General features: G+C 64.5%; 13 protein-coding genes. 6 read left to right on the forward strand and 7 right to left on the reverse strand.

The annotated features are described in order from the left end of the window. Positions 1-189: 189 nt before the first annotated feature. A complete protein-coding gene (locus tag AC0L30_RS22940) occupies positions 190-810 on the reverse strand; it encodes a glutathione S-transferase family protein (protein WP_354162122.1) in 621 nt (206 codons plus the stop codon). A gap of 141 nt (positions 811-951) precedes the next feature. On the opposite strand from AC0L30_RS22940, the gene AC0L30_RS22945 reads away from it, so the two are divergent. Continuing rightward, positions 952-2,229: a flavin-dependent oxidoreductase gene (locus AC0L30_RS22945; protein ID WP_473405256.1), complete on the forward strand. Its 1,278-nt coding sequence runs from the start codon at positions 952-954 to the stop codon at positions 2,227-2,229. Between the two features lie 160 nt (positions 2,230-2,389). Here the strand turns inward: AC0L30_RS22945 and AC0L30_RS22950 are convergent, their stop codons facing one another. The 6 genes from AC0L30_RS22950 to mutY all read right to left on the reverse strand — a co-directional run bounded on the left by AC0L30_RS22950 (position 2,390) and on the right by mutY (position 5,870). Then, positions 2,390-2,803, reverse strand: a complete 414-nt coding sequence (locus AC0L30_RS22950) for a hypothetical protein (protein WP_473405257.1) — start codon at positions 2,801-2,803, stop codon at positions 2,390-2,392. Positions 2,804-2,825: 22 nt separating this feature from the next. Further along, positions 2,826-3,098, reverse strand: a complete 273-nt coding sequence (locus AC0L30_RS22955; protein ID WP_473405258.1) for a hypothetical protein — start codon at positions 3,096-3,098, stop codon at positions 2,826-2,828. After that, on the reverse strand, positions 3,095-3,565 hold the full coding sequence (locus AC0L30_RS22960; protein WP_473405259.1) for a hypothetical protein: 471 nt from the start codon (positions 3,563-3,565) through the stop codon (positions 3,095-3,097). Before AC0L30_RS22960 ends, AC0L30_RS22955 begins: the two co-directional genes overlap by 4 nt. Next, entirely contained in the window at positions 3,562-4,104 is a 543-nt protein-coding gene (locus AC0L30_RS22965) for a hypothetical protein (protein WP_473405260.1), read from the reverse strand. The genes AC0L30_RS22960 and AC0L30_RS22965 overlap by 4 nt, the downstream gene beginning before the upstream one ends. A 174-nt stretch (positions 4,105-4,278) precedes the next feature. Next, the gene (locus AC0L30_RS22970) at positions 4,279-4,701 is read right to left on the reverse strand and encodes a PaaI family thioesterase (RefSeq protein ID WP_473405261.1); all 423 of its coding nucleotides are present in this window, start codon (positions 4,699-4,701) and stop codon (positions 4,279-4,281) included. Positions 4,702-4,769: 68 nt separating this feature from the next. Continuing rightward, positions 4,770-5,870: an A/G-specific adenine glycosylase gene (gene mutY / locus AC0L30_RS22975; RefSeq protein WP_473405262.1), complete on the reverse strand. Its 1,101-nt coding sequence runs from the start codon at positions 5,868-5,870 to the stop codon at positions 4,770-4,772. A 122-nt stretch (positions 5,871-5,992) separates the two neighbouring features. Here mutY and AC0L30_RS22980 point away from each other — a divergent pair, with 122 nt between their 5' ends. The 5 genes from AC0L30_RS22980 to AC0L30_RS23000 all read left to right on the forward strand — a co-directional run bounded on the left by AC0L30_RS22980 (position 5,993) and on the right by AC0L30_RS23000 (position 12,743). After that, the gene (locus AC0L30_RS22980) at positions 5,993-6,487 is read left to right on the forward strand and encodes a DUF721 domain-containing protein (RefSeq protein ID WP_007595017.1); all 495 of its coding nucleotides are present in this window, start codon (positions 5,993-5,995) and stop codon (positions 6,485-6,487) included. Between the two features lie 127 nt (positions 6,488-6,614). Continuing rightward, complete coding sequence (locus AC0L30_RS22985) at positions 6,615-7,271, forward strand: DsbA family protein (RefSeq protein ID WP_035995178.1); 657 nt, start codon at positions 6,615-6,617, stop codon at positions 7,269-7,271. Between the two features lie 217 nt (positions 7,272-7,488). Further along, complete coding sequence (gene smc, locus AC0L30_RS22990; protein WP_473405263.1) at positions 7,489-10,953, forward strand: chromosome segregation protein SMC; 3,465 nt, start codon at positions 7,489-7,491, stop codon at positions 10,951-10,953. A gap of 112 nt (positions 10,954-11,065) precedes the next feature. Then, positions 11,066-12,043, forward strand: a complete 978-nt coding sequence (locus AC0L30_RS22995) for a small ribosomal subunit Rsm22 family protein (protein ID WP_473405264.1) — start codon at positions 11,066-11,068, stop codon at positions 12,041-12,043. A gap of 139 nt (positions 12,044-12,182) precedes the next feature. Then, positions 12,183-12,743 carry a LemA family protein gene (locus AC0L30_RS23000; RefSeq protein ID WP_354169737.1) on the forward strand — a complete coding sequence of 187 codons (561 nt, stop codon included), beginning with the start codon at positions 12,183-12,185 and terminating at the stop codon, positions 12,741-12,743. The last annotated feature ends 148 nt before the right edge of the window (positions 12,744-12,891 follow it).

Genomic DNA, 12,891 nt, shown 5'->3' on the forward strand with positions numbered 1-12,891 from the left:
GCAAACCGCGGCAGGCCATTCCTCACGGAACAGGTCGAGAATAACTGATCGCGCTATTACAAGGGTGGGCAAAGCGACTTGTCCGCCGTAGCTCGAAGAGCGAGGGCGGAAGCTTGCCCACTACTTCTGTTGAAGTGATCAAAGATGGTGGGCACGGCACTACGCGCCTTTGCCCACCCTACAAGAGCCCTACGCCTTCTGCGCGTCCATCACCTTGCGCACGGCGGGGCGGTCGGACATGCGCTTGAAATGATCGGCGATCTTCGGCGTCGTGTTGATGTCGACGCTGTCGCCTTCGAGCCAGGTCGACAGGGTGTAAAGATAAGGATCGCAGATCGTGAACTGCTCGCCCATCACCCAGGGTCCCTTGTACATCTTCTGCTCGATCAGGGCGAAGCAGGCGCCCATGGTCTTTGGGATCATCTGCTTCATGTCGGCGAACGAGCTTTCTTCGCTCGCCCAGCGCGCGCCGCGCATCTTGTGGGCATGGTTGATGTGCACGGTCGAGCAGAGATAGGAGTTGAAGGACTGCACCTGGGCGAAGTCGAAGGGATCGTCGAGCGGCGCGAGCTTCGCCTTGGGAAAGGTCTGCGCGAGATAGGCCAGCATCGCCGGCGTCTCGGTCAGGACGCCACGATCGGTCACCAGCGCGGGCACGCGGCCTTTCGGGTTGATCGCGAGATACTCCGCGCTGTTCTGCTGGTTGGTCTTGAAGCTCAGCCGCTCGGCCGCGTAGTCGGCGCCGGCTTCTTCCAGGGTGATGTAGGTGGCGAGCGCACAGGTGCCGGTGGCGTAGTAGAGCTTGAGCATGTCGGACCTCATGGGAAAGCCGGAAGTTAACGGCTGCCGGCCCCGAGGTCCATAGCACGGCGTTCTCAGTGCCCTTGCTCTTCGCAGTTGCCCACCGGCGCCCGGCTGTGCCAAGACGCCTCTAGTTGGAGGGGCTTTCCCATGACCGTACTCATCGCCGGTGGCGGCATCGGCGGCCTGACGCTTGCGCTCAGCCTGCACGGAATCGGCATTCCCGTGAAAGTGTTCGAGAGCGTCGCCGAGCTGCGGCCGCTCGGTGTCGGCATCAACGTGCTGCCGCACGCGGTGCGCGAGCTGATCGAGCTCGGGCTGATGGACAAGCTCGATGCCGCCGGCGTGCGCACCCGTGAGCTTGCCTATTTCTCCAAGCACGGCAAACCGATCTGGAGCGAGCCGCGCGGGCTGGAGGCCGGCTATAAATGGCCGCAGTTTTCGATCCATCGCGGCACGCTCCAGCAATTGCTGCTCGACACCGCGATCGAGCGCCTCGGTCGCGACAACATCCTCACCAGCCATCATCTGACCGGCTGGAGCGAAACCGCTGACGGCGTGCGCGCCGACTTCATCGACAAGGCCACCGGCAAGGCCGCGGGGACTTACGACGGCACGATCCTGATCGCCGCCGACGGCATCCATTCCGCCGCGCGAGAGAAACTCTATCCCGACGAAGGCCCGCCGATCTGGAACGGCCGCATCCTCTGGCGCGGCGTCACGCCTGCAAAGGCGTTCCTCAGCGGCCGTACCATGATCATGGCCGGCCACGAGATCCTGAAATTCGTCTGCTATCCGATCTCGAAAGCGCCGGACGCCGCGGGCAACCATCTGATCAACTGGGTTGCCGAGCGCCACATGCCGCCGACCTATCAATGGCGGCGCGAAGACTATAACCGCACCGCGCGGCTGGAAGAGTTTCTGCCCTGGTTCGAGAGCTGGCGGTTCGACTGGCTCGACGTGCCCGGCCTGATCAAGAACTGCCCGCACGCCTATGAATATCCGCTGGTCGATCGCGATCCGGTGTCACAATGGACTTTCGGCCGCGTCACGCTGATGGGCGACGCCGCACATCCGATGTACCCGATCGGATCCAACGGCGCCTCGCAGGCGATCCTCGATGCCCGCACCATCACGCGCGAGATCCTGGCGCACGGCCCGACGCAAGCGGCGCTGCTGGCCTATGAGGCCGAACGGCGGCCCGCAACCACCAGTCTCGTCTTGCTCAACCGCAAGAACGGCCCCGAGCAGGTGATGCAGCTCGTCGAAGAGCGCGCGCCCGACGGCTACAAGGTCGTCACCGACGTACTGTCGCAACAGGAGCTCGAGGATGTTGCCGCCAACTACAAGCGCGTCGCCGGCTTCCAGGTGGAAGCGCTGAATGCGAAGCCGCCGATCGTGAGCGCGGGTGCGCGCGCGAAGGTGTGAGTATGTGGCGCGAAGCGAGATGCGCATTGATGCGCCCCGCCCCTTGTGGAAGAGGGCAGCGATCCCGGTGGACGCGGACTCACTCAGGTGAGGGGTCTGTCTCCGCGAAGCGAAGCGCTGTTGATCGTGCGGTGTCATGCAGGGATGGTAGGGCCGATGCTTATTTTTTGAAGAAGGCTAAGACACCGAAGATGCTGCCGATCAAAGCAAGCGCGAACGTGACCCTACCTGCCCAGTAGTCCCATTCGGCCTTTTGTTCAGCCCGGATGTCGGCTCGTAGTTTCTGGGCTGCCGCTGTCGTAAGGAATCGCTCTGGCATGTTTCTCGGCTGAATCCAACTTTCCTCATCTTGAGGAATTGGCATGTGGTATCTGTACGCTTTTTCGACCAGATGTTTTGAGCGGAAATAGTCCGTCGCCTGTGTTTGATAAATCAGTTCCCATTTCTTCCCACGCTTGGGGCTGACGTCTTCGTCCTCGTCTTCCTGAGGCATCTCGTCATAAGCCCGGTATAGTGCCCGCTGCGCTTTCAGGTATTTCCTCAGCGCCCAACGATATTGAAATTCATCAAACATTTGCTGCCTTTTCCGCTGGTCGTCATCGCTGCGGATTCGTAATCCGGCCGACGTTGCGCCCGCTGGCGTCATAGATCGTCGTCGTGTTTCCGGCGCTACCGCCGGAAACGATCTCGCGGCCGATCACCTTGCCGCGCGCATCGTATGTCGTCGTCGTGCCGCCGCTGTCGGTCGCCGAACGGCCGACGACGTTGCCGCGCGCGTCATAGATCGTGCGCTGTTGCGCCGAGGCAGAGCCGGTCGCCAGAGCGATAATAAGCTGAGTAAGCAGAGCCTTGGTCGTTCGACTGGTCATTCATCACCGAAAAGAAAATCGTGAACTACAATCGCCTCTTCTACCAAATACAGCCCACGGCGCAGCGATTTCCACGCAATGCGATGAGCGCCAACTCCTGCCAATCTTCGTAGCAGCGCATCATTGGCCATCATTTCGTGCGCAATGTAGTTGCGCCGTTCCTTTAGTTCTTCCATTAACTGGACGAAGTCTTGCCGTAACCCGCGCTCACTCAACTCCTTTACCAATCGCCCGAGCGTCCAGCGTTCGATCCTCTCTTCGTCACAGTCATACTTAGTCATGAGGAGGTTCTTTAGTCCTAATTCGACAAGTTGGGCTTTGCCCATGAACATGGCAAAGCTCTCCAGAAAATTGAGTTTTTCAATTCTACGCAGTCGCCGCACAACAATGGCGTGAACCTGTTTACCACTGAGCGATTTGCTATCCCCTCGCGTGATCGTCGCAGGTTCACGCGCCGCCCTGCTCATGAGTAGGCCAACCATCTGAACGCCACCGCGCCCCGCCGTGCAAAGTCGATCAGCGACAGCTCGGCGCGCCAGTCGTTGCGCTGCTTGCTTCCATACAGGTAGAGGTACGGTTGGTAGTAAAGGCCTTCCTCATCCGGGTTGATGGCCGCATCGGGAATCTCGACATCAAATCGGATGTCGGTTGCATGAATGATCTTGTTGCAGGCCTCGCGCAGGGTGAGCACTTCGACCTTCTCTGGATCGGCTGCCCAGTTTGGAAACAGCTTCCCACAATCTCTCTGCTCGTTGTTTGCGTCCTGCGGACGTTGATCGAAACGGATGCGCAAGCCAGTGGCACACGAGATCAAAATCCGCGTGACTTCGGACCTGAAAAAACCTCCCTGCATCATTGCGATGGCGGGCGAGGTGAGGCCATGGCTCGCCACCTCGCGAGATGCCGTAACCATGCAAAGCAGCCGATACAGGTCGAGCACGAACGCTCCCGGCTCAATCGCGTGCGGCTGCTTCTCGTTCGTGAAGTAGAGGTCTTCTTCCGCCATCGTTCACCGCTTGCGCCGGATGGGCTAATGATAGGCGATTCGTCTGCACCATTGCCGGAACCGGCTGCAAGGGACGCTGGACGGACGCAAGACTTCGTTTCCTGCGTCATTTCAACTGGTTAGTTAGATCCTCATTCTCCCGCAAGGGGAGAAGGAAAAAAGAGTGCGCGGCAGCTATTTGCCCACCACCCTCGCCGCTTCGAGCAGCCGCTCGCTCGCGCTTGCCGTCGCCAGCACTGTTCCGTCTTCCGCCATCAGCTTTGCCTCGACGAACGCAATCGTCTTGCCGAGCTGCGTCACCTTGGCCTCACCGATGATCGGTCCGGGCTTTGCGGGCGCCAGGAAATTCACGGTCATGCTGATGGTGGTGGTGTAGAGCCGGCCTTCGCTCATCACCAGCACGGCGGGGCCCATCGTGTCGTCGAGCATGGCCGAGAGCATGCCGCCCTGGATGAAGCCGGCCGGATTGCAGAACTCCGGCTTGCCGTAAAACGCGAGCTTGATCCAGCCTTCCCCGGGACGGGCATCGAGCAGACGCCACCCCAATAGCTCGGCACAAGGCGGCCTGGGAAAGTTGTCGAGCGCGGTCTTGATCATGCGAGCCTCCGTTGCAGACCACAGCTAACGCAGGCCTGCTGCCAGCATGTTGTCAGCAGGATGGGCTGCTAGGGGTCCAATCCATGCGCAATCACCTTACGCATGACGTTGGGCAATGCTTCGTCCGCGAGAATGGCGATGGGCACCCAGCGCATGCCGGCGGGTGCCCGCGTCCGCGCTTCGGCCCTCGCCGTGTAGACCACCAGTTCCAGCGGGAAATGCGTGAAGACGTGGGTGACCACGCCGACCTTGCGTTGCCAGCGCGACAGCCCCTTCAGCTCGGGCGCCTGCTGTTTTGCCTTGGCATCGTCCTGCTCGGCCAGCCAATCCGATCCCGGTACCTCGGTCATGCCGCCGAGCAGACCCTTTTCGGGACGGCTGCGGACGAGAAGCTCGTCGCCGCGCGTGACAACGAAAGCGGCGCCGCGCCGTAGCGCGCCGCTCTTCTTCGGCGCCTTGCGCGGAAACGTATCCTGCGTTCCCAGCGTGCGCGCCGTGCAGTCCTCGTTGAGTGGGCATAGCGAGCAGGCTGGCTTTTTCGGCGTGCAGATCGAGGCACCCAGATCCATCAGCGCCTGCGCGCTATCACCGGCGCGGGAGTCGGCGAGCAGCGTCGCAGCCAAGTGCTGGATCCGCGGTTTGGCCTGCGGAAGTTCTTCTTCAACAGCAAAGAGCCGCGAGACCACGCGCTCGATATTGCCGTCGACCGGCATGGTGCGGCGGTCGAACGCGATCGCCGCGATCGCTGCCGCCGTATAGGGCCCGATGCCCGGCAGCGCGCGCAGGCCCAGTTCGGTGTCGGGAAAGGTGCCGCCATGCTCGCGCATCACCGCGACCGCGCAGGCATGGAGATTACGGGCGCGAGAATAATAGCCGAGCCCGGCCCACATCCGCAGCACGTCGTCCTGCGAGGCCCGTCCGAGCGCGGTGACATCAGGCCAGCGCGCGACGAATTTTTCGAAATAGGGCCCGACCGCCTTCACCGTGGTCTGCTGCAGCATGATCTCGGACAGCCAGACGCGGTAAGGGTCAGATGCCTCGCCGGGCGCAGCGCGCCAGGGTAAGCGGCGGCGGTGGCGGTCGTACCAATCGAGCAGCGCGAGCGGGCGCGACGAGGTCTGCGGCGGAACTGGTTCCGATTTCGCCCTGAGGGCGGATTTGGGGCTCATGTTCGCACTGTAACGGCAATGCACCGATCTCTCCACGTCGTGCCCACGCTGGTCGCGGGCGTCCACGTTTTTCTTCGCGGCGAAGAGCCTGTGGCCGACGCGCCGGAGTGCTATAAGGTCCCATGTCCAAGCTTCGCCCCATCAAACCCGGTCCTATCAGCGCCAAGCCGCTGTCGCTCCTGCTCAACGACGTCTTCGCCGAGGCCTATGCCAAGCAGGGTTTTGCCGCGCGCGAGCTGGTGACGCGGTGGGCGCAGATTGCCGGACCGGAGATCGCGGCCCATGCCGAGCCGCTCAAGATGCAATGGCCGCGGCCGGTCGAGGGTCAGCCGCAGGAGCCGGCCACGCTGGTGCTGCGGGTCGAGGGGCCGATGGCGCTGGAGATCCAGCACTCCGCCGATGTGATCCTGCAGCGGGTCAACCGCTTCTTCGGCTGGAGCGCGGTCGGCAAGCTGGCCTTCCGCCAGGCTCCACTGTCGCGCGCCCGGCGGCCAACCCGGCCCGCCCCGCCGGACGCCAAATCGGTGGCCGAGGTGGCTGAGCGCCTGGGCGACATCGAAGATGAACAATTGAAGTCGGCGCTGGCGCGCCTGGGGGCCGCTATCAAGCGAAATTGAGCCTTATTCGGCGGCCAAACTGGACCTGTCCTTGCCGCTCGCCATTGCCTCAAACGACGTTTCAAGCTAGCGACAGGCCGTCTGAATGGGAATTTCGGGCGAGACCACGCCAATCCGGGAGCCGACCTTGATCATCACCCGCCGCGCCTTCACCTCGATGCTGTCGCTGACCGGGCTTGCCGCGCTCGCCGGGTTCTCGCCGCTGCGGTTCATCTCGGAAGCTATCGCGCAGGCCGCTGGCGACGTCGCCAAGCCGGTGTCACTGCCCGACATGGCGCTGGGCCCGAAGGACGCCGCGGTCACCATCACCGAATACGCCTCGATGACCTGCCCGCATTGCGCGGCTTTCAATGAGCAGGTGTTTCCCAAGATCAAGTCGGAATACATCGACACCGGCAAGGTCCGTTACATCTTCCGCGAGTTCCCGCTCGACATCAAAGCCGCCGCCGGCTCGATGCTGTCACGCTGCATCGCCAATGGCGACGCACCGAAATACTTTGCGGTCACTGACATGCTGTTCCGCCAGCAGAACGACTGGGTGGCGAAGAACACCACGGAGACCCTGACGCGGATCGGCAAGCAAGCCGGCCTCACCCAGCAGCAGGTCGAGGCCTGTCTGAAGGACCAGGCGCTGCTCGACAAGATCGCCGCCGACCAGAAATATGCCAGCGACGTTCTGAAGGTCGATTCGACGCCGACGTTCTTCATCAACGGCGAGAAGATCAAGGGCGAGACCTCGTTCGAGGAATTCGCCAAGAAGATCAATCCGCTGTTGAAGAGCTGATTCGCACGGCACAATCCCTGATTCGCATCTCGATAGCCCTATCTTTCCCGGCATAAATCCCTTGGAAAAGCGGCTTTCGCCGGTTGCCCTCGCAGCGCACCGCGGCCATTGTCCAGCCGCATGAGGCGCCTCGCGCGACTCGCCCGGATAGCGACATTGCCTTCCATGGTATTGTCCCGGCAGGGGGATTCGCGCCTGCCAACAGAGATGCGTGCTTATGAAAATCACCCGCCTGCGCCTTCACGGCTTCAAGTCCTTTGTTGAGGCCACCGACTTCGTCATCGAGCCCGGCCTGACCGGCGTGGTCGGCCCCAACGGCTGCGGCAAGTCGAATCTCGTCGAGGCGCTGCGCTGGGCGATGGGCGAGACCTCCTACAAGTCGTTGCGCGCCGCCGACATGGACGCGGTGATCTTCGCCGGCTCCGGCAATCGTCCCGCGCGCAACCACGCCGAAGTGACGATGACGATCGACAATTCCGATCGCACCGCGCCGGCGGCGATGAACGACAGCCAGCTTCTGGAAATTTCCCGCCGTATCGAGCGCGAGGCAGGTTCGGTCTACCGCATCAACGGCCGCGACGTGCGCGCCCGCGACGTGCAGATTCTGTTCGCCGACGCCGCCACCGGCGCGCGCTCGCCAGCCCTGGTCCACCAGGGCAAGATCGGCGAGATCATTCAGGCCAAGCCCGAGCAACGCCGCCGCGTGCTGGAAGACGCCGCCGGCGTCGCCGGCCTGCACGCCCGCCGCCACGAAGCCGAGCTGCGGCTCAAGGCGGCCGAAACCAACCTCACCCGCGTCGAGGACGTGATCGGCCAGCTGGCGGGGCAAATGGAAGGCCTGAAGAAGCAGGCCCGCCAGGCCGTGCGCTATCGCGAAGTTGCGGCCAAGGTCCGCAAGGCCGAAGCAACCCTGTTCCACCTGCGCTGGATCGGCGCCCATGCCGACGTCAACGAATCCGGCCACACCCACGATCTCGCGGTCCGCGAGATGGCCGAGCGGACCCAGCACCAGGCCGAGGCCGCCCGCATCCAGGCGATCCGCGCCGCCGAAATGCCGGCGCTGCGCGATGCGGAAGCGCGCGCCGCGGCGGGGCTGCAGCGCCTGACCAACGCGCGCGAGCTGCTCGATCGCGAGGAAGAGCGCGCCAAGGAGCGCGTCGCGGAACTCGAGCGGCGCCTCGCACAGTTCGAAGGCGACATCTCGCGTGCCCAGCAGCAGACCATGGACGCCGACGTCGCGCTGCAGCGCCTCGACGCCGAAGATGCCGAGCTGAAGGAAGAGATCAAGTCGCGCGTCGAGAAGCGCTCCGGCGTCGACGAGCGTGTCGCCGAAGCCGAGGCGGTGTTGACCGAAACCGAGCAGCAGTTCGCCGAGCTCACCACCGCGCTCGCCGACCTCACCGCCAAGCGCAATCAGCTCGAAGCCAACGTTCGCACCCACCGCGACAAGCTCGCCCGGCTCGACCAGGAGATTTCGAACGTCGCGGCGGAAGAGCACAAGCTCACCGAGGAGACCGGCGGCTTCGGCGATCTCGACGAGCTGACCGCGACCGTCGAGAACGCCGAGCAGACGCTGGCGGCCTCGGAAGCCGCGGCTCAGGCCAGCGAAGCCGCGCATGTCGCCGCGCGGCAGACGCTGGAATCCTCGCGCTCGCCGCTCGTCGAAGCCGACAAGCGCGTGCAGCGGCTCGATACCGAGGCGCGCACGATCTCCAAGATCCTCAACGGCGAGACCAAGAATCTGTGGCCGCCGATCATCGACGGCATCACCGTCGACAAGGGATTCGAAAAGGCGATCGGCGCAGCCCTCGGCGACGATCTCGACGCCCCGGTCGATCCGTCCGCGCCGATGCGCTGGACCAATGCCGGCGTCACCGACGGCGATCCGGAACTGCCCGAAGGCGTCGTGCCGCTCGCCAGCCACGTGCAAGCCCCGGCCGAGCTGACCCGCCGCCTGGCGCAGATCGGCGTGGTGCCGCGCGAGCGCGGCGCCGAACTGGTCTCGCAGCTCAAGACCGGCCAGCGGCTGGTCTCGCCCGAAGGCGACGTCTGGCGCTGGGATGGCTTTGTCGCAGCCGCCCACGCGCCGACCGGCGCAGCACGGCGGCTCGCCGAGCGCGCCCGCCTCATCGACATCGAGAACGAACTGGAGCAGGCCCGCATCGACGCGCAGATCAAGCGTCAGGCGCTGGAGAACGCCGAGGCCGAGCTGCAGATGGCCGCCAGCACCGAAGGTGCGAGCCGCGAAGCCTGGCGCGCCGCACAGCGCGAGCTCAACGTCGCGCGCGAGCGCCATGCCACGGTCGAGCGCGAGATCAGCCGCCACGCCGCGCGCAAGGCGACGCTGTCGGAAGCGCACAGCCGTCTGGCCGCCGACCGTGCCGAGGCCGAAGCCGCCTACGAATACGCCGAAGCCGGGATCTCCGAGCTGCCGTCGAGCGAGGACACCGAAACCCGTCTCGCCGCCGTCCGCAGCGACATCGAAGGCCATCGCCGCATGGCCGCCCAGGTCCGCGCCGAGGCACAGGCGTTGGCGCGCGAAGCCGAGCTGGCCGACCGCCGCGTGCAGGCGATCCTCGCCGAACGCACCGAGTGGCAGAACCGAAAGGAGAGCGCGACCTCCCACATCGACACCATCCAGGCGCGCATCGCCGAAGTCTCGATCGAGCGCAGCGATCTCGAGAACGCGCCGGCCGTGTTCGCGGAGAAGCGTAGCGCGCTGATCACCGAGATCGAATATGCCGAAAACGACCGCCGCATGGCCGCCGATGCGCTCGCCAGCGCGGAAACCGCGATGGCCGAAACCGATCGCGTCGCGAAGCTGACGCTCGAGGCACTCTCAAGCTCCCGCGAGGCCACCGCCCGCGCCGAGGAGCGCATGGAAGGTGCGCGTCGCCGGCTCGAGGACATCGAGCGCGAAATCCGCGACATGCTGGAAGTCGAACCGCAGGCCGTTGCCGGCCTCGCCGAGATCGAACCCGGCACGGAGTTGCCGCCGCTGCACGACATCGAGGAAGACCTCGAAAAAATGCGCCGCGATCGCGAGCGCCTGGGTGCGGTCAATTTGCGCGCCGAGGAAGAGCTGCGCGAGGTCGAGACCCAGCACAACGGTCTGGTCACCGAGCGCGACGATCTCGTCGAGGCCATCAAGCGGCTGCGCCAGGGTATCCAGAGCCTCAACAAGGAGGCGCGCGAGCGGCTCCTGACCTCATTCGAGGTCGTCAACAACCACTTCAAGCGCCTGTTCGTCGAGCTGTTCGGTGGCGGCGAAGCCGCGCTGCATTTGATCGAGAGCGATGATCCGCTCGAAGCGGGCCTCGAAATCATCGCCAAGCCGCCGGGCAAGAAGCCGCAGACGCTGTCGCTGCTCTCCGGCGGTGAGCAGGCGTTGACCGCGATGGCGCTGATCTTCGCGGTGTTCCTCACCAACCCTTCGCCGATCTGCGTGCTGGACGAAGTCGACGCGCCGCTCGACGACCACAACGTCGAGCGCTATTGCAACCTGTTGCACGAGATGACCGCCTCGACCGACACGCGCTTCATCATCATCACCCACAACCCGATCACGATGGCGCGGATGAACCGCCTGTTCGGCGTCACCATGGCCGAACGCGGCGTCTCGCAGCTGGTGTCGGTGAACCTGCAAGAGGCGGTGGACATTCTCGACCAGAACGTGGCGTGATTTTTTGGCCGTCATTCCGGGGCGATGCGCAGCATCGAACCCGGAATCTCGCGCCACCATTTCGAGATTCCGGATTCGCGCTACGCGCGCCCCGGAATGACGGCGAATTAAGATGATCTCGCCCACGCTTCCCGCTGAGCTAAAGGCCGCCCTCGACGGCAAGCTCCAGGGGTTCTCGCGCACCGACGCAGCGCAGCGATCGCAGAGAATCTCGACCACCTACCGCACAGGCGGCGGCTCCGGCACGATCAAGTCGGATGCCGACGCGCTCGCCTATGCGCTCGCGCGCATGCCGGCGACCTACGCGGCGGTGGCGGCCAGTCTGAATGCGCTGACCGAGATCGTAACTGACCTCGCTCCGGAAACGCTGCTCGACGTCGGCGCAGGTCCGGGCACCGCGAGCTGGGCCGCGGCGGAGGCGTTCTCCTCGCTGCAGGATTTCACCCTGCTCGACGCCAACGCCACGCTGAGCCGTCTCGCGCTCGAACTGGCGCGCGACAGCACGCGTCTGGCGGATTGCCGCTATCTGCCGGGCGATGCCGGCGCGAACCTCGCCGAGGTCTCGCCAGCCGATCTCCTGGTCGCGAGTTATGTCATTGGCGAGCTCAGTGAGGGCGATCAACGCAAGCTCGCGGAAGCGATGTGGGCGAAAGCGCGCCACGCGCTAGTCGTGATCGAGCCCGGCACGCCCGCCGGCTACGCCCGCATCCTCGCTTTGCGCCAGCAACTGATCGCGGCGGGCGCCTATGTCGCCGCACCCTGCCCGCACGAAAAGCCGTGTCCGCTGACGGCGCCCGACTGGTGCCATTTCTCACAGCGCCTGCCGCGCTCGCAGGCTCACCGCCAGATCAAGGGCGCCGAGGTGCCGTTCGAGGACGAGCGGTTCATCTATGTGGCGCTGACCCGCACGCCGCCCGCAGCCCGCGCCGCGCGCGTGCTGGCGCCGCCGGATGTCGGCAAGGCCGAGATCGCTGCAAAGCTCTGCACGGAGGACGGTGTCGAACTCGCCAAGGTCCCCCGGCGGGACAAGGCCGCCTATGCGGACGCAAGGCGGTGGCGCTGGGGTGATGCCGCCATGTCCGAAAGTTAACCTCCTCCGGCTCTTTCACCTTGAACTCGGATGGTCCCTCATCCGACCAAATCCTACCTTCCCTCTGCGCCGGGGCTCTCGCTCCGCGCCAATTTGGTCTACCCTAGCGCCCGCCTTCTTCCCCCTTCAGGAGTTCTCCATGTCGACCGGCTGGATCGTCCTCGGCGTTATCGTCGTCCTCGTGTTCTTTGCCTTCGCCGCCTACAACCGGCTGGTGGCGCTGAGCCAGCGCGTCGGCCAGGCCTTTGCCGACATCGACGTGCAGCTCAAGCAGCGTCACGATCTGATCCCGAACCTGGTCGAGACGGTGAAGGGCTATGCCTCGCATGAGCGCGGCACGCTCGACGACGTCATCAAGGCGCGCAATTCGGCGATGTCGGCGCAGGGACCGGCGCAGGTGTCCGCGGCCGAGAACCAGCTCTCGGGCGCGCTCGGCCGGCTGATCGCGCTGTCGGAGGCCTATCCCGACCTCAAGGCCAACGCCAATTTCCAGCAGCTCGCCAGCGAGCTGTCCGACCTCGAGAACAAGATCGCGGCCAGCCGCCGCTTCTTCAACAGCGCGGTCCAGGAATACAACACCGGCATCCAGCAGATGCCCGCCGCTCTGTTCGCCGGCATGTTCGGCTTCACCAAAAAGGACTTCTTCGATCTTGGTGCCAGCCGCTCCGAGGTCGAAGCCACGCCGCAGGTGAAGTTCTGATTGCCTGACATGTCCATCGTTTTTCTTCGTCATTCCGGGGCGTCGCAAGGCGACGAACCATGGTGCGCGCTTGCGCACCAGGGAATCTCGAGGTTCCGGGTTCACGCCTTCGGCGCGCCCCGGAACGACGGACATTGAGGAAGGCGCG

Source organism: Bradyrhizobium sp. MI1.11, assembly GCF_055811255.1.

Coding starts and splice junctions, on each gene's coding strand:
- AC0L30_RS22940 (WP_354162122.1), bottom strand. CDS start 810: ATGCTCAAGCTCTACTACGCCACCGGCACCTGTGCGCTCGCCACCTAC.
- AC0L30_RS22945 (WP_473405256.1), top strand. CDS start 952: ATGACCGTACTCATCGCCGGTGGCGGCATCGGCGGCCTGACGCTTGCG.
- AC0L30_RS22950 (WP_473405257.1), bottom strand. CDS start 2,803: ATGTTTGATGAATTTCAATATCGTTGGGCGCTGAGGAAATACCTGAAA.
- AC0L30_RS22955 (WP_473405258.1), bottom strand. CDS start 3,098: ATGACCAGTCGAACGACCAAGGCTCTGCTTACTCAGCTTATTATCGCT.
- AC0L30_RS22960 (WP_473405259.1), bottom strand. CDS start 3,565: ATGAGCAGGGCGGCGCGTGAACCTGCGACGATCACGCGAGGGGATAGC.
- AC0L30_RS22965 (WP_473405260.1), bottom strand. CDS start 4,104: ATGGCGGAAGAAGACCTCTACTTCACGAACGAGAAGCAGCCGCACGCG.
- AC0L30_RS22970 (WP_473405261.1), bottom strand. CDS start 4,701: ATGATCAAGACCGCGCTCGACAACTTTCCCAGGCCGCCTTGTGCCGAG.
- mutY (WP_473405262.1), bottom strand. CDS start 5,870: ATGAGCCCCAAATCCGCCCTCAGGGCGAAATCGGAACCAGTTCCGCCG.
- AC0L30_RS22980 (WP_007595017.1), top strand. CDS start 5,993: ATGTCCAAGCTTCGCCCCATCAAACCCGGTCCTATCAGCGCCAAGCCG.
- smc (WP_473405263.1), top strand. CDS start 7,489: ATGAAAATCACCCGCCTGCGCCTTCACGGCTTCAAGTCCTTTGTTGAG.
- AC0L30_RS22995 (WP_473405264.1), top strand. CDS start 11,066: ATGATCTCGCCCACGCTTCCCGCTGAGCTAAAGGCCGCCCTCGACGGC.
- AC0L30_RS23000 (WP_354169737.1), top strand. CDS start 12,183: ATGTCGACCGGCTGGATCGTCCTCGGCGTTATCGTCGTCCTCGTGTTC.